A 21,654-nucleotide genomic window follows, 5' to 3' on the forward strand; every position below is an offset into this window, starting at 1 on the left:
TTCCAAGTAAGTAAAATCCTTAATTGGTAAATAATTTTGGTCCGACTATAATATTCGTAGGTGTAGAGCCACGTCGCCGAATCCATTCAAGAAATTGAGAGGTACTATCGACTTGATCATCATATTTAGTATTGGGAAACCCTAACATCTCATGCAAGTAATCATCTAGCCATGATGCGTCTTTTGGAAGAGTCACCTGTCCATTTTCAATCATCGAACTCACCCCTTCCAAACGTACGATCTTATCGCCATGAGGTTGTATGGCTATAGGGTTTATCACTTCGTTAGATTGTCGTAATTCCTGAATCAACGATAACCCCAACCCGGCTTTTTCGATCAGCAATGTGTTTGCATCAAATTCATTCGCAAGACGAACGACTTGACGTTTTAACTCAGGAAATTCGACTTGCCGTCGCCACACATGTAACAAGTAGTACTTTTTCTTGATAACAAGCCACGTCGTACACACCGAATAATCACCTTTTAATGTGCCAGCAATATCCCAACTTTGGACAATGCGACGATGGCTAGGGGTAGGTTCATGTGTATACCACTGAAACCATTCACGCTTCACCAAATTGCCTTCAACCGGAATAGGACGTTGCTGATACTGTGCAGAAAATGCCATGCTGCCAATATCTTTTTTTACACCATCCAAATACGATTGAGACAATCGTGCTTCATGCAACAACTCACCTTGTCTCCAATAATGAAAAGTATCTTGCCCAATGGAAACTTTTTGATCATTAATGGCAATGGCGGGTAATTCCAAACGTTCCCAGTCTAGCGCCACTTCGCCCGCTAAATCTTCTTCATGCAAACGTTGCATGACTAAAATCAACACACCTTTGGATGGCCGATTAAATCGACTTAACAATGTATTGGTATACCAAGTGATGACATTTTTACGTGCGACATCGGAAAGTGCATCTTCTGCTTTGAGTGGATCATCGATAATAATAATGTCCGCACCCCGTCCTGTAAGCGTGCCCCCAATGGAGGTGGCCAGCCGCCCGCCACCCAAAGTCGTAATACAATGGGCTTCGGTCTCTTTAGTCCATCGAACCTTGGGAAACAAAGCGCAATACCACATACTATTGATGACTACACGAAACTTCTGAGCAAGATCGACGGCTAAGTCTTGTGAATAACTAACACAAATAAACGTCAAGCCAGGATTGTGTCCTAGCGCCCAGGCGACAAATGCGACTGATGTACAGATCGATTTTAAAGAGCGCGGAGGTTGGGTAATCACCAATCGCGGCTCCTTGCCTTCATAACATTGCATTAACGCATAGGCAATCGCATCGATGTGCCAGTTATGAAGATACGTAACACCAGGAGACAAGGTTGCAAACACTTTGGCCACAAATGCTGACAACTCTATTTTTAAAACAGCATTCAGCAATTGTTGCGAGTTACTCATCATCAGACACCTCCTTTGCGTTATTATCATGCTTAGCTTGATCACGAATTTGTTTCGTAAAGCGTTCGATAATTTTTGCATCCTCATTTGATAACGCTGCAGCGGCTAAATCGATTTCCTCCTCATCGTAGGTGCGCATCAATTCGATTAAGGTTCGTATGGCAGGCACATTACCGCTTAAACTTTTTTCCGTTAACTTTAAAAAAACAGCATACTTTGCCGAGATCTTTTGTTTTTTTCCATTACGATTTACCTTCACTTTGCTGTTGATGACTTCTATTAATTCCGTTTTAAAGTTACGCACTCCACGAGGGCGACCTTTCGGATTACCTGATTGACCCTTTTTAAACTGTGAATCTCTGGGAGGTTTGCTGTATCCAATTTCGTAGTCATCATCATGAATTGTCATCACTATTCTCCTTGCGTTGTTGCGCTATGGCATGGAAAGCCAAACCTGACGACTCATGAATGGCATCTTGTTGAGTAGCTTCTTGCCAACGTTGAATAGCGATATCTACATACATTGGATCAAGTTCCATTCCAAAGCCACGCCGACCGATTTCCTCGCAAGCAATAATGGTTGTCCCTGAACCAAGAAACGGATCTAAAATAGCACCGCCACGATTGGAGGCATCTAAAATAGCGTCAGCCACTAATTGTTTTGGCTTGACGGTGGGGTGCAACGCTAACAACGCCTCACGGTCTGGGCCAAAACTGCTACACCCAGCGTACTCCCAAACGTTTGTTCGATAACGTCCCATACGCCCCAGTTCGACATTGTTAATATGAGAGGAAGTGCCTACTTTAAAGACAAACACTAATTCATGTCTGCTGCGGTAAAAGCTACCCATGCCGCCATTACTTTTCACCCACACACATAAATTATGCAGTGAAGCGTAGATATCTTGCGTCGCGTTGAGTAGAAGATGCATGTGTCGCCAATCCATGAAAAGATAGTGCAATGCACCTTCTCTACTAACCTCAACCATCGCACGACATACCGTGAGTAAAAATTCGAGGAACTCTGTGGCAGACAGTTCACCTGAAGCCATGGCAAATTCTTTGTGCTGAACGCGACCGTTGCCTGATACATGGCCTCGAATCGGTACATTAAATGGTGGATCCGTAATCACCATCTGCACTGGCTCACCATTTAGTAATGCGTGGTAATTATTTTTGTCACGTGCATCGGCACACAAAATCCTGTTCTCCCCCAACATAAATAAATCATTTGAGCGAGATACGATAGGCTCTTGTGGATCAAGTACTGGTGGTGGTGATTCTTCATCGGAATCTAGATCACATAGCATCACGTCCACCTCTCCCATTTCAAATCCGGTGAAAGTGATATCAAATTGGCTATCAACCGATATTAGCTCAGTAATTTCCAGCTTGAGCGCAGGTAAATCCCACTCGGATTCTTCTCCTAAACGATTCAGTGCTATACGTAATGCGCGCAGCTGTTCCTCGGATAAATGATCAATCCGCACGCATGGCAACGCATCCCAACCAAGTGCTTTTGCCGCAGATGCCAAAGCCCATCCACCTACCACCTGGCTTTTTTGATCGACAACAATCGGTAACACGCAGCCATAGGTTTTTAAACTGTGCTGTAATTTTTTACTTTGCCTCTTGTCATACTTACGGATCTGCCGACCTAGAGGATTTAATTGTGAAAGTGGAATCTGTTTGATCTCAAGAGCAACAGATGTATCGAAAGTAGATTTTAATGCATGCATAACGACTTCCTATGTAGAAATCGCTAAGCTTGCATGGTTTATTTAACTAAAAATATTAAATAATTTGGCCATGAGTAAATTAATTATATTAGTCCAATTACATTTTTTATTTTAATTTTTAATTAATTCAGCCATTATAGTTGAGATTCTTGCATCATTTTTTGATAGGTCCTTAACAGATGGACCCACCAAAGATGTGTCTACATGTTCGAAAAACGCCTTGACAAAACAATCGGCTTCGGAAAATAGACCACCGCTTATGTATTCTGTTTTATCATAAGGATAGTGAGTCGGCTTCTTACCTGTAACTTTTTCATAATATTCAATTAGTAATTGTATAGTAAGCCTAAGTGCGGTCTTAATATCGGGTCCACGCTGTGATTTTAATTTATTAATACTTGTTTGCGTAGCATCGCTAAGGTGCTCCAATTGTATTCTTAACTCACTTAGTTGCATAAATCTCAACTCTTCTTCTATTTTCGTTTTATGCGTATTCATCATAAGCTCATCTATTATTCCATTCTCAGAAGCCATATTTAACTCCTGTAGCACATGTTCTAAACTCTGAACTTTTTCCAACACGGATTCAAGCTCCGCGCGTTGCTCTGCTCTTGTTGAAGATATCTCTTCTATATATTTCCAACGCAAATAATCCGCGGAAATTTCTCGCATATATATGCGCATAGCTTCATATTCGGACGGCTCCTGAATACCCAACAGCTCACTAATTTTTTTCAAAATATCTAAATTCCATTCAGGCACTTCGGGTTGCTTAATTGCCTCATTTCCGCCCCATCTTGGTTGTGTTTTCGACATAATTCCTCCAGATATACAATCAATCTTTTACAAATTCTTTACAAGATGAATACTTATATTTTGTTACCCAAAATAACGAATTCACACAGCTCGCTCTATTTATTGGATCCCTAATAATTAGGTATATATTTTTATGAAGTCAATTAAAAAGTTTAACCCAGCCTCACAAATCTTCCCAGAAAACAACTCTTGTCACTGGACTTCCACCCCACTGTATGGACGAATGGTGGGGTGATACGACAACATCAAGCACTTATTAACAAAGCTACCAAGGACTTAAGCCGTGAGGACAAAGCCGTACTTAAAGAGCAGTTTGTACGCCTATATAAAAGAGAGGTGCCTAAACGAGTAAGCACTACCTTTTTACATGGCAATGTGGCCTGGGGCTTACAAGCTGAAGCACAAGGACAAAATCCCATTAAACTACGCAAGAAAATATACAAACAGTTCCAGAATACACTCAAGCAAAAAACGGCATCCCCATCTCCGGGCACCCAATTAATACGTGAATGGCGTGGTCATACGTATATCGTAAACAAAACCAAAGAAGGCTTTGTTTACAATCAACAAACTTATAAAAGTTTAACTCCCATAGCCAAACACATTACGGGCAATCATATCTCAGGACCCAAATTCTTTGGCCTAACGAAAACCCTCCATGAAAAATAACGCTACCAAACGCTGCGCAATCTATACCCGTAAGTCTTCAGAAGAAGGACTCGATCAAAGTTTTAATTCACTTGATGCGCAACGTGAAGCCTCTGAAGCGTATATACATAGTCAAAAGCATGAAGGCTGGGTTGTAGTGAAAGATACATTTGATGATGGTGGTTTTTCAGGCGGGAATATAAAGCGCCCTGCTCTTTTAAAACTAATAGACGCTATCAAGCAAAAGCTCGTTGATGTGATTGTAGTCTATAAAGTTGATCGTCTCAGTCGCTCCTTAGCCGACTTTGCCAAGCTAGTGGAATTGTTTGATGAGCATTCGGTGTCTTTTGTCTCCGTGACACAACAATTTAATACATCCACCTCCATGGGTAGACTGACGCTCAATGTATTACTTTCATTTGCGCAATTTGAACGTGAAGTCACCGGTGAACGCATACGAGACAAAATTGCCGCTTCTAAAAAGAAAGGCATGTGGATGGGTGGACCCATTCCACTCGGGTATAACGTTAAAGATCGGCTCTTAGTAATTAATAAGAAAGAAGCCAAAACCATACACTATATTTTTAATCGATATATTGAATTCAAATCAGTCCGTTTACTGAAACAGCATTTAGATCAATCAAGATATAAAACTAAACAAGGCAAACACTTCAGTCGCGGTATTTTGTATAAAATACTTCATAACCCACTCTATATTGGAAAAGTAAGACATAAAGACCAGGTCTTCGATGGCCAACACCCTGCCATAGTAGAACTTAAAGTATGGAAGCAGACACAATCCATCCTGCGAATAAACCATCACGAGTCTATCAATAAAACGCATGCACTTGAGCGGAGTCCTTTAGCAGGATTGTTGTTTGATGACAGAGGTCATCGCATGACACCTTCACATAGTAAAAAAGGTAATAAACGCTATCGCTATTATGTGAGCCAAGCCTTGCTGCAACATCAAGATCAAGAAGCAGGCTCCATCGCACGGGTCACTGCAGAGGAAGTGGAAACTACAGTATTAAAATCACTGACTGAATTTTTTTCTGATGCACAAAAAGTATTAGAGATTATCGGTTATGAGAAACCCAAGCTGTCGTTAATAAAGATGGTTAACAAGCAAATAAAGAGATTACTAAAAGAAGAAAACCATGATTTCAAACAACATAACAATCTTAAGTCTGTTAGCAAGATCATTATCAAACGTGCTGAGCTAGCTCTACATATCTTTCCTGAGCAATTAGCACTTCTATTTGGGCTAGACCCTATAAATAAAGATTCTTATATCTATAAGAAAGCCATTGAATGGCAACATGTCGGTAAAGGTCAAACATTGGTGATCAATGGGAAAAGTGCTGTTGTGAATACTTCTTCTACTCAAGCTGTTCAAAGAGCGATTGCTAAGGCAATGGAATGGAATCAAGGTTTACTGGATGGGTCAATTGCTTCTCTGCGAGAAATTGCAAATAAAGAGCAAGTGCGGGTGAGTTATATTCGAAGGATTCTTCGACTGGCGTATTTGTCACCAATAATACTAAGTGCAATTAATAATGGTTTGAACTCGACAGATCTAGCACTTGAAGAAATAAGAGAGATTTTTCCATTAGATTGGGGAAAACAGAATAGTAAATATGGAACGAATTGATTTTTTTATGATAAAGAGAAACCATTGAACAAACATTGTTATGAAATGAATAAATTAATATTCATATTCATATTCATATTTTACTTTTTAACACTCTAAGGGTTATATAAAGATAATATAAATTAAATAATGCCGAGAAAGCAATAAAAGTAAACTAGTGATTGTTACACAAACAGAATTCACTATTAATAATTTCAGTTTCTAGCCTCTTAGTGCGATTTTTCTTTCTAATAATGCCGATTTTAATTATTTGCTGAATATCTTTTTTAAAAGTACTTTCACTCACTTGATACATTCCACCACGTGCACCTTCAAAACCACAGTTCCATGCCGCCAGAGCTTGCCCATATCTTATAGCCTCAATAACTATATCTTCTGAAGTATCCATTAAGTTTATAGCTTTTCTATTGCAAAGCTTTGATATCAATCCCGCACTTGTCCAATCACCGCAGCCGCAAGCATCTTTAAATGCAGAAGTTTGAAACGCTGGCATTTTTTTCCACTTTCTATTTAGATTATTTGAAGAATGCGTTCTATATCGTAAGCCTTTATTCCCAAGAGTTTGAATTTCAAGAAAAGCAGATGTAAAACCTTTGATATCAGTAAGTGAAGAAAGGAACTTTTCATTAGAATATTTAACAATATCTGCAAGTTCTAATGCCTGCTTAAGATGTTTAACATCTGGTTTTGCTGATGGCTCAAAAAAAATAATGGCTCCTAGGCTTTTGAAATGTTTTGCCAAATCAATGGCTCCAGGAGAAGTTCTATCAAAAAAGAAAAGTGTTCCTGAGGCAATTTCATCTTTTATCATCTTGGTAGCAGCAAGAGTCACAGCCTTGTAATTTGGAAGCCATGCACCACATTTAGGGCAATTCTTCCAATGAAATTTATGTACAGGCTTTCCCTGCTTATTTGTAATGTTTTCTTGCGTTATTATCGGCGTGTTGGTTGTAGGCGATTGCTCAGCAAAATTTAAGTCAACACCCCATCGCTCCATATCAGCTTTAACACGAATCGATGCCGCATCACCGTTTAACCTAGCAATTGGATAAGATTTCCATCCTAAATAATTCAATATTGTAAGAACATTTCCACAAGTACCACCAGCCCAATTATAACAAGGCACTTCTGGATCTGAACTTACAATGATGTCAAGTGAAACCAAGCCTGTGCCATAGGCAACTGGTGAAGATTTATATTTGATCACTTTATGAATTTCTCCTGTCTGTTTGATAGGCTTCTCCATAGAGCCAAACATGGGCAGTTTCAATATCTTTTATTGACATTGCATCAACTTTTGACCAATCGACATGATACTCCAGTGCTTCAACATAAACCACGGGGTATTTCCCCTCAAGTGCAGCCATCAGCATACCAATAGCAAGCATTCTATTACCTAAGGGAGACAGAATGAGCATTGAACCACCAAACGTTTCAAATACCGGCTGACGTTCCTCATCAATTCTCATAATCGTTCTGTAAATATCTAAAGGCCTTTTTTCGTCTGCAAACACAAAATTTCTTGGGTCAACTTCCCAATCACTTTCTAATTCTGTCAAAAAACTAATTGCTAATTTATCTCCTTTCTTAGGGTCTTCTGATGGGAAAGGGAAAATTGGGCATGTATCATGTGGCTCCTCACTCGCGTGAATGCGATTTAAGATTCCTTTTTTACCAGTAGACATAAGTGGAAGCCAGAGTTTCGCCTTTTCCCCTTCCCCCATTAAATTTGGAATTGAAAAACCTCTAATATCAGTAACACGATCTATGGGAGTTGAAGAAATAGAAGAATCTAGTTCATCGTTGGAAACGACTGAAAGATGAACATTAATAAGCTTATTAGATGATTTGGCAGATTCGTAAATATAAGAAACAACAGGAAAGCTTACACCAACAGACAAGGCACTAAGATCAATTACAATATCAGTATAGTCAGTAATATCTATATTTTTAATACTGTTAGAAATATTAATACCGCCAACAACAGCATTATCATCAGCAAATATATTGATCTCTAGGAATTCTATAGAGCAAGACATGTTATTAGCTTCCTCAACATTTTTTTTCGCTCTTTTTACCAATTCTGGATCGGGATCGGGGCGCTCTTCTCTAATCAGCATGGCATGTAAACGCTCACCCATGACCAAGGACAATTCCCTAAGAAGAATAATACTTCTGGGATCAAAACCTGCACCTCCTATAAAAAGGCACCTATGGCGTTTTTCTGAAAAATACTGAGAGTAAAATTGAAATACTTCATTATTATAGTGCTCAATGCAAAAATTCCATCTCATATCACGTCCATTCATAGTCATTATTCTTCGAGTGGATGCAATAAATCTTCTACAGTTCTTTCTAAAAATCCGCCCCTTGATAATGTCAGACCAGAAGAAATAATTACTGGCCCAGACAGCTCTATTAAGGACCACATTTTGTTCTTAGTAGATTGGCTAGGTTTTATAGAGATCGCATTATATGCGACACCAAATTTTAGGATTTTTGCTAACTCAGGATATTGTGATGGTATTTTACTAAATTCATCTTGTGGAATGCCAAAAGCATTTGCTCCTCCATTCAAGGGGGCGTTTGGTTCTAAGGATTTCTGTAGGCACTCAAAAGCTATTTGCTTACACAATTTCCTCATTTCACGATTTTTAGGAAAGTCCCACTCTCTGACCATTTCAATAGCGCGGTCTATAATCATTTTATGTTGATAAGACGGGGGCAAACTAGCAGGCTGCGACCTGATTATTCTTGTTTCCGCAGCATTTACAAGCTGGCTAGCTAATTGCAAAAATTGCTCCGCATTTTCTGAACCCCCATCACAAACTGCATCTATGCCATAATAATACGGGCGTCCATATTCATGCATAAGAAATATTCTTGCACCATCTGCCAAACCAGAACTAACTTTCATTGGTTTGTTTAATTCTACCGAATTGGATTGATCATCGTTTTGATCAAATAGGCTTGCTTGTGGCACTCTCTTAGTATATCTATGCACCATAATATGAAGCATTGCTAGTTTTACATCTTCAGAGTTATCAATAGTCTGCGCAGTAGAAAAATATGCATCTACATCTCTCTTAAATTCCTCATAAATCTTATTACTAACTATTACTTTATGCCTTAGATTTTCTAGCTTACTTTTTAGTTTTTCTATTTTAGAACCAGAAATTGGGGGAATATTAGTATTGAGAAGATCAGGAAAACTTGTAAGGCCTTGACGCGAAAAAACCGGCATTAAACGCAGATATTTATCCGCCATACTCCTTGCCATTTTTCGGAACTCTGATCGCTTTTTAGCTCTATCTTTAGAGCTTTGCAACCAAATATAAGTGATTTCTCTACTTGGCTTAACTGGTGACTCTTGTTCTATAACTGAGTTTGTATCTAACTCTTCTAAAAGGACTGATTGGGGCGTTTGTGCATCCAGTCGCATAAGCATCCATCTTGCAATTTTCATCTCTCTTTTAACCAGCCAATTGACTAGTATTGTCAACTGGTCTGGATGAAGAGTATGTACATCATCAAACATAACCATTGGTCTTAGTAAAATTGAACCACCTGCTCTGTCGAAAGTAAAATACTTGATAGCATCAAAAGGATGATATGAACCAGTAGCTATTTTTCCAAGATCCTCCTCTAAAGGTGGTACTAAAGCGGTTCCTATTTCGTATATAGATCGCTCAATTTCTTTAGCTCTTTCAAAAAGGCTTGCTCCATTACAGCCCCCTATACTAGTCTCGGCCGCTTCGGCACCCTCACGGTATTGAAGATTTATCATTGAGAGCTTGACATGAGAGGCGTCTTCTAAACCTCTTAACCATGAAAGCATCGCACGTGCTTGCAAAAAAGATTTTAGTAATCCCATCTTCACGTCTAGGCTATAAGGCAATTCCCAAAAATCTCTATATTCAGATTCCATAGGAATTCTGCAGCCAAGAAATTTGATAGCAAGCGTGTTTCCTGAAACCTCTATAATTCCACATTTTTTTAGAGCGTTTACTAACGGCTTATATTCAGATAAATTTGGGTTATCTAAGAGAGTCTGTACAGTTTTATACTGTAATAAGCTTGAAATTGTTGTTTTACCGCTTCCTGGAGTCCCTATGATCATACTGAGACGATCATAAAGTGTTCCTTCTTTGGAATGTTTTTCAAAAAATGTATGTAAAGGCTCTGGTGCAACAACAGACAAAAATGCCGCATCATCACGCATATATTCAGTAGTTCTTTTTTCAAATGGGTTAGCCATGATTTTATCCAGAAAACTCCATGTGACGTTGTCTTCTTCTAAATAAAGGTCTCATAGAATGAACCTTTTCATTGCCTTTAGTCTCCGCCCATAACAATGAAAGCGAGTTATTAGGCGCATTATGATCCAATATTACTGGCAAACCACATCCAGCATATCCGAATTTGCCATCAGAGCATCCACTTTTTTTAAAGTGCTTATCGTAGATGGAATGGTCGTAATATCGCTCACATAAACTGGCGAAAGGCTCATCTGATGAAGTAGTCAACTTTATCTCTGAAGGAAGAAGCATGCCAAATGAAAATTGAACGTCAAATATCCCCATTTCTTCCAGCTCTTTCTTAGCTTGAGAATATCGTTTCTCAATGTTTTCTTGTGCTTGATGAGTGCCAATGTAGTGATGCACCCTTATTTGAAACTTATCTACAAAAGGACTGCTTCCTCCTAAGTCCTTAGTTGCTTGCACTAGAGCATCCGCAAACTTCTTTAGTTTCCCGACAAAGTTACTTGAACCAGCAGAATCTTCTCTTATCAAAGTTGTGCCTGAGGCTGCAAAGTCATCAACTAGGTAAACTCTTGCAAATTTTAAACTTCCATCTTTAATTTGAGGATCGTTTTTCAACTCACTAAGTAAATTTTCCCACTTGAAATTACTGATTTCAGTTGTTATCGCAACTTGCTCATTTGATATAATTCCTACATTAACTCTTCTAAATGAATCTAATCGCGCACCATCACTTAATCCCATAAATAATGTTTTTCGAATTTCAGATTTGAAATATTCTAGATTCTTTATAGTAGACCAAACCATGTAATCCGGAATATCCAATTTCTCAGCAACTGTTTTCTGGAGATTTTTTTGTACTATTTCTGGAAAAAACTTCTGGACAAGCCGCTGCATTTCAGCCTGACCAATATAAATTAAATTCTCTTTTATATATGTATAGGCTACCCCTCTATCCTTAAGTGGAAATTGCTGGAGCCATGTAGCAAGGCTTTCAATAAATCTTGCGCCAGCAAGATACCCTCTATATCCGTCATACTTATAAGCGGACATAAAGGAGAGCCAACGGAACTCTTCTTGAGCCTGCTCATCAGACCACGCCATTATTTGAGCTAGTATTTGAAGACCTAGTTCTCTATTCATATTTTTTCCTTTAAGGGAAAAACCTCAGGCTTCCATTCTTTCTTTTCAAACGACTAAGATAATAAAGTGTGCCTTGGGCACCACGTATCCCAGCAGGACACAGATTCCAGCAAGTTACTGGAGAGTATGAGACCTCATCAACGCTTAAAGAAAAGTTTTCTTTAAGTAATCTAGCATCATTTCCAGGCCACCTTCCTCTGTCTCCGATACTCAATATTTCAGAATGTTCATCTATTTCTTTTTTAATTTCTTCTACTACGGATAATTTTGATATATCCCTTGCAATGATATCTATTGAATGACTAGAACGAAGAACCTCTCCTTTGTGCTCTTCACATTGATATAATTCATCTTGGACTAAATCCCAAAGAAATGTTTCTGAAAGAGGTTTGTCATCTTTTCTTTTCACTGTTAGTTGATATTTTTTTTGATCAAAACTTGCAAGTTCAGACAAGAAAATATTATCTTTTAATTTCTTAAATAATGATTCCAGCTCCATCACAGGGTCAGAAGCAGTATTCAAATAATTATTATTAGACAGATTTTTCAATTCTGAACCATTGTAATATCCAATTAAAATTTTGCTCCAAAACTTTTTAGGAATAACCTGTTGTAAGTCTCTTCTTATAGATTTTCCTCTACCTGTTGCAAATCCGACAATCACACCTTCTTCTAGTAATCTTATAAGCTCAACGGCCATGCTATTACTAGGCGGGTCCCAACGTTTATTACTATCCACAACAGTGCCATCATAATCTAATACAATCCCACCAATACTTGCTTCTGAAAGTGTTTTGATGAAAACACCATAAGCTTTGTCCCATTGTTTTTCACTTATAGTGTCGTAACTCAAAGGGGACAATTTTCTTTTTCTTTCTATTGCTGCTTTTTTTTTGTTTATGGAAGTTACAAATCCTGGGTTAGCGGATAATCTATAAATTTTTGAACCAAAAGGCGGAACACCTGGGCGACCCGGATCAATCCCTTTTACTTTGCCTAGCCATTTCGTCAAATACATAGATAAAATGATCCCTGCAATTGCTTCAATACCGCCCAGCGAATTAAATGAGACATGAACTTTAGGTACTGTATTTGGTAGCAATCCAAGAGTTTTCTCTACAATTTCATAGTCATTTTTAGTTGATAAAGCAATTATGCCACTATCATTTTGATGCTTAGCAAACCAATGATGTCTACCGTGAGCAAAATTTCTTATATCCGCTAGATGCGTTGATATTAGTCCTGACTCTGTAAACTTTGACTCAATGTCCAATGCCGCAGGTTTTAAATTGAGACTATATAGAACATGGAGAGATTGTTTATCCCAAAGCGGTTCTATGGTTTTCTTGATATGCTCGAGTTCACTGTAATTGAATATGCATTTATTGATTAACTCCCCAGTGGTTTTTGGCAATTCTCTTATCTCATCACTAGAATCACTATAAGCCCTATATAAAAGGGTAGTGAAGGCAAGAAGTGAATTAGTAGCAAGAAATCCATCCTTACCAGATGGAAGAAAGTACTCAAAACAATTTGTATACTCATGCTTTTTTGACAGCTTATTAAGCTTACTTCCTTTCCGACCTACTATCGCACTAACAGTATTCATTTCACGTAGGATTGTATGTTTATAGGCTCGATAAATATCTACGTTATTTCCGCTAGCTGACATAAACCAAACTGAAGCTTCTGCATTGCGTGGAAGAGCAGAGATCAATTCAACAGGAGTTACAGCTTTCACAATCGATGAATAAAATATTTTGTGTAAAAGCGCATGGAATTCTGCAACAGAAAAAGAACCTCCCGATCCGACAGAGAGCAATGGAAAGCTCCAGGTACTCTTTATCAGGTCAGATATTACCGATACATCTATGCTTAATGCCCACTTATAAGTTGCATCAAATTGCTCTAATTCTTTCTCGAATAGCTTTCCCATCACAACCTCTTAAATTAGTTAATTGCAAACAAAATACGCTAATTTATTCCTTTGAACATTATAAACATACCTCTTAGATTCCACATGCGTCCTCATCATTAGCATTACAGATATACTCACCTAAGCAAAACGGAGGTAGATTAATTATTGGCCAGATAGGTAGCAACAGCACACAAGACTGTTTGCATGTCTTGATGAACATTTGAGTACTTTTAATCTAAACTATAATTAACATCAAGGGGAACCGTGTTTTTCACAAAAGAGTACTTTGGGTATTTTCTGATAACCATTAGGTTTCCCGGTGCCCCTTTGCAACTAACAATATCCGCAAAACCTGCAGAAATAGGCAGTTATATTCTAATTTAAGTATCTCTTACAAGAGTCAAGACTGGTTGGCGGAGAGAGAGGGATTCGAACCCTCGGTGCCGTATTAGGACACACACGCTTTCCAAGCGAGCACATTCGACCACTCTGTCATCTCTCCACATTTGAGTGGATAAATACTACCAGAATAGTGAATTATTCGGCACCGCCTCTAGTAATACTAAAAGACTAAGACTGCTTATCTTTATCGGTACTTGCGTTATAAATATGGGATGGAAATTGTGCAATGTTCTCACCTACTTCAGATATTTTTGCAACACCCTGCTTTTCCACTTCATCAATACGAATAATTGCATGCATAGGCACGAAAAATCGCTTTACTTGATCAAACTCAGTTTTGAGTTTTTCTTCACCAGGATCAACTACTACACTGGTGCGCTCGTCGAATTTCAACTCTTCAATAGTAATAAACCCATGCAAATCGGATTGATAGACTTTGCTGGCATAGACTTCATAAACATTACCTTGATTATAAAAGCTTATTTTGAATATATTTTTTGCAGCCATAAATCTATAATTACACGAACAAATTAAAATTTAAACTTTATATTTTAATTGATTTTTGGGCATCAAAGTTATCTACGGTTTGATAGCCTTTATAGCCACGAGGATTACATATTACGCGTACACCGTACTTCGTATAATCACTAGCATGATGTATATGCCCATGCGCCCATAATTCGATTTGGTTTTCTTTCAGCGTCGGCTCTAACTGGTTACAATAGGCAAACTTTAAATAATCATCTGGATCACCCGCCCAACTTTTTTTAGTAGGCGCATGATGGGTAACCACAATGGTAGGTCCATCATATTTTTTAGCTAGCTCACGATCCAACCACTTCTTACAATCGTGATTAATCTTAATCAACTTCTCAGGTGTTATTGTAGAATTATCAAGTGATACATAGCGAAAATCATTCATGATATTTTGCAGATCAGTCATCATTTCTTTGTCATCACATTCATTGAAGTCAGTCCACATCGTACAACCTAGAAAACGAACCCCATCTATGACTACACTCTTCTTCTCCAAGTAGCGAACATTACTACCCTTACTCATCCCTATTAGCTCGTCCTGCAGTTCATTTATATCATAACCCCAATATTCGTGATTACCGGCCACATAGATCACAGGCATATCAAGTGTCTGCAACCATTCAAGCCCCTCGAGCCCTACCCCAATGTCACCTGCAGCAATCAGCACATCACATTCTTGATCTGGAAAGTCAAAGCTTCCAAATTCAAGATGGATATCAGAAATTATTTTAATTTTCATATACGGATTGGAGCATTAAGAATTTAGAATATCGTGACACATTAAAATTTTTGCTGTATGACACAGCACAAACTACCTATAGTAATCGCAATTTAAGCGTTATTGAATCAAATTCAATACTAAGTGCTTGATTAGGCAGACCAGGTGGAATCAAATTAATACGGCCTATGACTATAGATTTTATCCTAGAAACGAAAAACGCCACGCAAAAGCGTGGCGTTTTTACTTAGAAATATCAGATTATCGCTAATCTAATTTTGTAGCTGTAACTTAAAACTTAAGACCAAGAGCTCGAATAGTTTCTACAGTAACGAAGTTAGTTCCGTATGGAAGACCTTTCTTCTTCGCGTAGCATTGCGTGCCACGGAAAGTGCATGGACCCATAATTCCATCAACTTCACATTGATAACAACCATTTCTCTTAAGAGCACTTTGTAATGTAGTTACGTTGCCAGTCGTCATATTTACTTGGCATAACACAGGCACCCATGTTAATTGCTCACTACGAACCTGCTCGGTACGGGTAACGGTTCCATATTCTTCAGGAATGGCTACACGTTTTTCTTGAGATGCAGTAACTAATTCAGTTACCTGAACCGTTTTATACTCTGCTGGAGAAGTAATGGTTTTAGTAGCCGCTGGGCTAACTAGAACCGTTTTTGTAACCGTTTTGTATTGCGCTGGCACTTCAACCAAGCACATTAGCTCACCCGTATCAGTTACACGCGAACCAATTATCTTTTGATTACCGAAACGATCAACGATCGCTGCAGCACTTGAACCACCGGCAGCTCCTGAACCTGCGCCTGCAGCCATAGTACCTGCGCCTTTCTTCCACACTGTAGTAGCTTCAGAAACTTGGATTCTTTCAGTCTTTGTTCCATATTTAGCAGGAACAGAAACAAGTTTTGAAGTTTCTGGCTTAACTAAAACGCGCTTGGTTACCGTCTTATAAGTAGCCGGGATAATCTCAACTCTTTCAGAGGCTTCTTTCTTAACCACTTTTTCAGTGATTGTGCGTCTCTCGCCAGGTATTAACATACGCGCATAACATTCACCAGGACGGGCATTAGGTGGATAAAGATCACCTGACGCAGATGACATGGCTGGAGCTGCAGCCGGCTGACTTTCCCCGCCTTCCATAGCCATTTTCTTCTGCCTTTCGTACTCAGCCATATTTGCTTCGCGCTCAGCTGCCATTTCAGCAGCAATCTTTTCTTCTTCAGTCATTTCAGCTGCAGGCGCTTCCGCTTCTGCAGTAGCAGTGGTCTGACTGGTTTGACAAGCTGCTAAGATCATTGCAGTGATAAATGCTGCAAGTAGCAAACTAATACGTTTCATGTGTGTATCTCCCAATGGGTTTGTTTTAATCATTATTTGAATTTGGAAAATATAGCACTTATATATCCTTACTTTATAAACGCTATTGTAAACGAATGTGTCAATATAGTTAATATTTTCAAATAATGAAATAACAAGATATTAACTCATAGAAATCATGTATTTATCAATTATAAGCAAAATTTAGTCAAATAATTTTGTCCGGAATACTCTTTTTTGATGCAGATTTAAGCTCGCTTGGAACCTCGCTATGTGCAATTTTGCATCAATCCAATCAATGTTTCGTAGCAAGCTTTCAACTCAACTTCCCTACTCAAAGGATCAGCCAGACTCCAATTATCACTAGAACAAATCTGCTCAAGAGCTTGAGCTGCCTGCGAAATTTCTAGCATTTTATGCGAACCCGATGATCCCGCAATTTTGTGACAAACTATACGCAATTCTACTAAACCACTCTCTTCAAATTTACCGGTCTGAAGATTTTCCCAATAGCGATTAAGCTGCTCTAACTTATCTGGAAAACTATCAATATAGATCTTTTTTAACTCGGATACTTTTTGCTGGGCCTCAGCAGATAGCTCAGACATGATTTTCGAAAATATTATTGATTGCATTCATTAAAGGAGATAGTTGAATTGGTTTTGATAAAAACTCATTGCACCCAGCTCGCATAGCCTGCGTTTTATCATCATTATTCAATGAAGCAGTCATCGCAATAATGGGTGTATTGAAATTTTTTTCTCGTAATTTTGTAACCACATCAACACCACTAAGTTTAGGTAATTGCATATCTAACAAAACTAAATCTATGGCTTCATTTTCACAGCGATGCAAGGCATCCTTACCATCTGTAGCAGTAATGGTTGAATAACCAAATTCATCCAAATATATTTTCAACAGTTCTACTAGATCCATATCGTCCTCTACAATCAATACATTTTTAGCACTATTATTTAGTAATGCACTTTTTATAGAGGATAAATCTGCCGGCCGTGCCTCAACACGTAGTATAAATAAACAACCCTCTCTAAACTTGGATTCTAATTCAAGCCTGCCATTTAGTTTTTCTGCAATTTGCGCACTGATGGCTAAACCTAAACCTGCGCCTTTTTTATTATTTGCATCGTAACGGTTATAGGCATGGAAAATATTCGCTTGATGCTCGACAGGAATCCCCGGACCTGTATCGCTAACCCTAATGATTAATTCACCATCTTCCCAATTAAAATTAACCGTCACCGAACCCTCATCGGTAAACTTAAATGCATTGCCAATAAGATTAATAAGTATTTGCTGCAATCGAATATAATCTGAATATATGGCCTTAGGCAGTGTCTTACTAGCTTGTACATTAAAGCTGATATTTGAGTTTTCCGTATGAGCTCTAAACATATGCTCGAGAGTGTCGATCAGCTCATTGAGCGGAAAAGGCGCGATATTAATAAGCAGCTTGTCGGCTTCAAGTTGGGCATGCTCTAGAACATTATCGATAAGTGATAATAAATACTGTGTGTTGCTTTCAATAGCTCTTGCATACTGAAGCTCGTTATCATCAGATGAATAGTTACTCGCCAATAAATCTGAATAGCCCAAAATTGAAGATATAGGAGTACGAAACTCGTGTGACATCCTGGAAATGAAACGAGACTTAGCATTATTTGCAACTTCTAATTGTTGCGTCAGTTTTTGTAACTTTTGATATAAAAGTTTCGCTTCATTCGAGTCTTGAGTAGCTTGCTGCTGACGTTGATGTTCTTCACCCGCCTCAAGCAATACCACATAACGATGAATACTGATCCTGATAACGTTTACACTACTAACGTTTGATTCATTAAAATTTACAATTGGCAATGAAACGTAAGGTTCTTGCTCCAGGCCAACTAGAAATGGAAGCGCTTCAATACAACTTTGGCCTGCTTCGAATGGTGGGAGCTGATAATCCGCCAATTCGCCATAATGGGAAATATAATTATTTTCATCATCCACTACTACAATAAGTGGCTTCAGCTTGCGTGCGGTTAAGGTATATAAATTCTCAGCAATCTTTTGGACATGCTGGTTCATTAGATTAATTTACGCCCCAATTCTAAAAAAGCAGTGTCTACATTTTCACCCGACTGGGCGCTAGTTTCATAATAGTCCCATCCTCTGGATTCAACATCATTCAGCTCTTGTGAAGTACACTGCCATTCACTCAGCAAATCTTTTTTATTGATCAGCATACAAAAAGGGATTTCACCTAATACATTATGTATATGCTCTTGTAGTTTAAAGGCTGTTTCGATGGTATTCGGACGTGTGCCATCCGCTATCAGCAAATATCCTGATGAGCCTTTTAAATAATTATCATCAAGTGCAGTAAAAACATCTTTCCCTGCAACGTCCCATACCATTAGTTTTAAAGTAGTGTGGCTATCCATTTCAATTTCTTTAGCATCCACCTTTACTCCAACAGTACTAATATATTTATCGGAGAAAATATTTTTTACAAACCTTGAAGTTAAACTAGTCTTACCAACAGAAAAATCTCCAATCATGCAAACTTTTTTATTGATAACGGTCATAGAAATAGATATGGCTGGCTATTGCTTTCCTACACCAAGCTATTCACAGATGCTTGAAACAGAAAAATCTAAATAATTAGATATAATTTTAGTGCAGACAAAGTTAGTCCACATCAGGCTCAAGACGATACCCATGCTGATAAACAGACGTTAACTTCCATCCATTTTCTTTATTAAATGCTAACTTACGCCTTAAACGACTAACATGCGTATCGACTGTGCGCGTATTAATATCCGGATTCTTACCCCAGACTCTTTCCAGCAAGTAACCTCGCGATAATACTTTGCCAACATTTCGTAATATGAACAAACCAAGTTCATATTCTTTCTGGGTTAATTCCACCTCTATACCTTTACAAGTGATGTTGCGCTTTTTTAAATCAATTACATATGGAGAAATCTCAAGAACCGTTTCATTTTCGTCAGGAGGGTTATTTCTTCTATGAACCGAATTAATACGCGCTAACATCTCTGCTCGATTAATGGGTTTAGACATATAATCATCGGCACCCGCTTCTAGCGCTTTAACTACATCTTCTTCTTGATCACGCTGAGTAATAAAAAGCACTGGGCAGCTCCAATCCAGATTCTCACGTACCCATTGCAAGACTTCAAAGCCGCTCATATCGGGCACTTCCCAATCAAGCATAATGACATCAAAACTTTCTTTATTAAGCGCACCTACCATCTGGGCGCCTGCATGATAAACATATGGTTGATGACCGGCGTCGTATAGCCAAACTTCTAGAAGTTTAGCTTGATCTTGATCATCTTCGAGCAGTGCAATTCTCATTATAAAGCCTTAGTTGAATTGCTAAGCAGTGGGTAAATTAAAATATAGAATAATTCAATAACTATACAATTAAAATAATATAAATATTGAAAATATAAATAATGTTATTTTTACAGATACTTCTTAAGCCTATGATTGATATGCATTATTTACTCAAGCTGTAACGAACACAATGAATATTTTACATATCAAGCTCCATATTTTTGATAATTTCCTCTCCAAAACCGGTAGTACTCACGAGTGTCGCACCCGGCATTAATCGTTCTAAGTCTTCTTGGACTTCTCTAGAGGTACCTGGGCGACGCATGTTAGCACCGAACCCTGCACGTGCACGCGCTAAGTCATAGGTTACCGTTCGCGCTGCAATTGCACCTTCCACACCTTTGATAATCAGATCTGCAGCCTCATCCCAACCGATATAACGCAACATCATTTCTGCCGATAAAATAATTGAGCCTGGGTTAACACGATTTTTTCCTGCAAATCCAGGTGCCGTACCATGTGTAGCTTCGAACACCGCGACGCTATCTGAAATGTTGCCACCAGGAGCAATTCCTATACCACCTACTTGCGCTGCCAGCGCATCTGAAATGTAATCACCATTTAAATTTAACGTAGCAATCACATCGTAGTCTTGAGGGTTTAATAATATTTGCTGCAGGAAGTTATCTGCAATCACATCCTTAACAATAATTTCATTACCGTTAAGAGGATTTTTAATCTTGCACCATGGCCCATCCCCTATAACTTCGGCACTAAATTCACGAACAGCTAAATCAAATCCCCAATTACGGAATGCGCCTTCTGTAAATTTCATTATGTTACCTTTATGCACTAAGGAAACATTTTGCCGATCATTATCGATTGCATATTGAATGGCTTTGCGAATTAAGCGTTCTGAGCCCTCTTTAGAAACTGGTTTAACACCAATTCCAGAGGAATCTGGAAAGCGAATTTTAGTTACGTTCATTTCATTCATCAGAAAATCAATAACCTTTTTCACATCATCGCTATGTGCTTCCCATTCGATTCCAGCATAGATATCTTCAGTATTCTCACGAAAAATAACCATATCTGTAGTTGTCGAATTCTGTAGAGGTGTTGGAGTGCCCGCAAAGTAACGAATGGGTCGTATACATGCATACAAATCTAAAACTTGTCGAATTGATACATTTAAAGAACGAATTCCTTCTCCAATAGGAGTCGCTAATGGTCCTTTAATAGAAACAACGTAGTTACGCATTACATCAAGCGTTTCTTCTGGCAAGAAATTCACTGCACCATAAAGACGTGATGCTTTTTCACCCGCATAGATTTCCATCCAACGAATTTTACGTTTGCCATCATAGGCTTGATCCACCGCTGCAGTCACCACTCTCCGCATCACCGGAGTGACATCGATTCCAATTCCATCACCTTCGATAAATGGAATAATTGGATTGTCTGGGACTTTCAGTGATCCATCTTTGTTAAACTGAATAGCTTCCCCATCCGCGGGAAGTTGAACATGTTGATAAGGCTGATTCGCCATTTACTATCCTCTACATTTCAAAACAAGGTAGATGCTTAATCACCGAGTTATTTTTTATTTAATATTCTAATTTTACTTTCTGGACTTTATTATAGTTCATAATAATTAAAGACAGGCTTTATCTGCTCAATCTTTCATCAA

At 38.5% G+C, this 21,654-nt stretch carries 19 protein-coding genes and 1 tRNA gene; 2 read left to right on the top strand and 18 right to left on the bottom strand.

Features of this window, described 5'->3' with window-relative positions; genetic code table 11:
- Positions 1 to 19 precede the first annotated feature (19 nt).
- The 4 genes from terL to GKR92_05465 form a co-directional block, all read right to left on the bottom strand.
- On the bottom strand, positions 20 to 1,513 hold the full coding sequence (gene terL / locus GKR92_05450; protein QMU61174.1) for a phage terminase large subunit: 1,494 nt from the start codon (positions 1,511 to 1,513) through the stop codon (positions 20 to 22).
- Entirely contained in the window at positions 1,419 to 1,835 is a 417-nt protein-coding gene (locus GKR92_05455) for a hypothetical protein (GenBank protein ID QMU61175.1), read from the bottom strand. Before GKR92_05455 ends, terL begins: the two co-directional genes overlap by 95 nt.
- Positions 1,822 to 3,165, bottom strand: a complete 1,344-nt coding sequence (locus GKR92_05460) for a DNA methylase N-4 (protein QMU61176.1) — start codon at positions 3,163 to 3,165, stop codon at positions 1,822 to 1,824. Before GKR92_05460 ends, GKR92_05455 begins: the two co-directional genes overlap by 14 nt.
- A 111-nt stretch (positions 3,166 to 3,276) precedes the next feature.
- Positions 3,277 to 3,981 carry a hypothetical protein gene (locus GKR92_05465; protein ID QMU61177.1) on the bottom strand — a complete coding sequence of 235 codons (705 nt, stop codon included), beginning with the start codon at positions 3,979 to 3,981 and terminating at the stop codon, positions 3,277 to 3,279.
- Positions 3,982 to 4,170: 189 nt separating this feature from the next.
- Here GKR92_05465 and GKR92_05470 point away from each other — a divergent pair, with 189 nt between their 5' ends.
- On the top strand, positions 4,171 to 4,650 hold the full coding sequence (locus GKR92_05470; GenBank protein ID QMU61178.1) for a DUF2924 domain-containing protein: 480 nt from the start codon (positions 4,171 to 4,173) through the stop codon (positions 4,648 to 4,650).
- Complete coding sequence (locus GKR92_05475) at positions 4,640 to 6,283, top strand: hypothetical protein (protein QMU61179.1); 1,644 nt, start codon at positions 4,640 to 4,642, stop codon at positions 6,281 to 6,283. Before GKR92_05470 ends, GKR92_05475 begins: the two co-directional genes overlap by 11 nt.
- Positions 6,284 to 6,437: 154 nt before the next feature.
- Here GKR92_05475 and GKR92_05480 read toward each other — a convergent pair whose 3' ends face one another.
- The 14 genes from GKR92_05480 to GKR92_05545 form a co-directional block, all read right to left on the bottom strand.
- Positions 6,438 to 7,541: a carbohydrate kinase gene (locus tag GKR92_05480; GenBank protein ID QMU61180.1), complete on the bottom strand. Its 1,104-nt coding sequence runs from the start codon at positions 7,539 to 7,541 to the stop codon at positions 6,438 to 6,440.
- Positions 7,492 to 8,592 (bottom strand): hypothetical protein, encoded by a 1,101-nt coding sequence (locus GKR92_05485; GenBank protein ID QMU61181.1) that lies wholly within the window; start codon positions 8,590 to 8,592, stop codon positions 7,492 to 7,494. Before GKR92_05485 ends, GKR92_05480 begins: the two co-directional genes overlap by 50 nt.
- A gap of 5 nt (positions 8,593 to 8,597) precedes the next feature.
- Positions 8,598 to 10,541 carry a hypothetical protein gene (locus GKR92_05490; GenBank protein ID QMU61182.1) on the bottom strand — a complete coding sequence of 648 codons (1,944 nt, stop codon included), beginning with the start codon at positions 10,539 to 10,541 and terminating at the stop codon, positions 8,598 to 8,600.
- A 4-nt stretch (positions 10,542 to 10,545) separates the two neighbouring features.
- Entirely contained in the window at positions 10,546 to 11,688 is a 1,143-nt protein-coding gene (locus GKR92_05495) for a hypothetical protein (protein QMU61183.1), read from the bottom strand.
- Between the two features lie 10 nt (positions 11,689 to 11,698).
- Positions 11,699 to 13,624: an HAD hydrolase family protein gene (locus GKR92_05500; GenBank protein QMU61184.1), complete on the bottom strand. Its 1,926-nt coding sequence runs from the start codon at positions 13,622 to 13,624 to the stop codon at positions 11,699 to 11,701.
- 393 nt (positions 13,625 to 14,017) lie between these two features.
- A tRNA-Ser gene (locus GKR92_05505) sits at positions 14,018 to 14,108 on the bottom strand.
- Between the two features lie 68 nt (positions 14,109 to 14,176).
- Positions 14,177 to 14,515 carry a DUF1820 family protein gene (locus GKR92_05510; GenBank protein QMU61185.1) on the bottom strand — a complete coding sequence of 113 codons (339 nt, stop codon included), beginning with the start codon at positions 14,513 to 14,515 and terminating at the stop codon, positions 14,177 to 14,179.
- Positions 14,516 to 14,552: 37 nt separating this feature from the next.
- Positions 14,553 to 15,284, bottom strand: a complete 732-nt coding sequence (locus tag GKR92_05515) for a metallophosphoesterase (protein QMU61186.1) — start codon at positions 15,282 to 15,284, stop codon at positions 14,553 to 14,555.
- A gap of 270 nt (positions 15,285 to 15,554) precedes the next feature.
- A complete protein-coding gene (locus GKR92_05520; GenBank protein ID QMU61187.1) occupies positions 15,555 to 16,658 on the bottom strand; it encodes a hypothetical protein in 1,104 nt (367 codons plus the stop codon).
- A gap of 215 nt (positions 16,659 to 16,873) precedes the next feature.
- On the bottom strand, positions 16,874 to 17,239 hold the full coding sequence (locus GKR92_05525; protein QMU61188.1) for a hypothetical protein: 366 nt from the start codon (positions 17,237 to 17,239) through the stop codon (positions 16,874 to 16,876).
- Positions 17,205 to 18,689, bottom strand: a complete 1,485-nt coding sequence (locus tag GKR92_05530) for a response regulator (GenBank protein QMU61189.1) — start codon at positions 18,687 to 18,689, stop codon at positions 17,205 to 17,207. Before GKR92_05530 ends, GKR92_05525 begins: the two co-directional genes overlap by 35 nt.
- Positions 18,689 to 19,189, bottom strand: coding sequence for a GTP-binding protein (locus GKR92_05535; protein ID QMU61190.1), 501 nt, complete (start codon positions 19,187 to 19,189; stop codon positions 18,689 to 18,691). The genes GKR92_05530 and GKR92_05535 overlap by 1 nt, the downstream gene beginning before the upstream one ends.
- Before the next feature lie 103 nt (positions 19,190 to 19,292).
- Entirely contained in the window at positions 19,293 to 19,982 is a 690-nt protein-coding gene (locus GKR92_05540) for a response regulator (protein QMU61191.1), read from the bottom strand.
- 181 nt (positions 19,983 to 20,163) lie between these two features.
- Positions 20,164 to 21,513, bottom strand: coding sequence for an NADP-dependent isocitrate dehydrogenase (locus GKR92_05545; GenBank protein ID QMU61192.1), 1,350 nt, complete (start codon positions 21,511 to 21,513; stop codon positions 20,164 to 20,166).
- Between the last annotated feature and the right edge of the window lie 141 nt (positions 21,514 to 21,654).

The organism is Gammaproteobacteria bacterium, assembly GCA_014075255.1.
Taxonomy (GTDB): domain Bacteria; phylum Pseudomonadota; class Gammaproteobacteria; order UBA4575; family UBA4575; genus JABDMD01.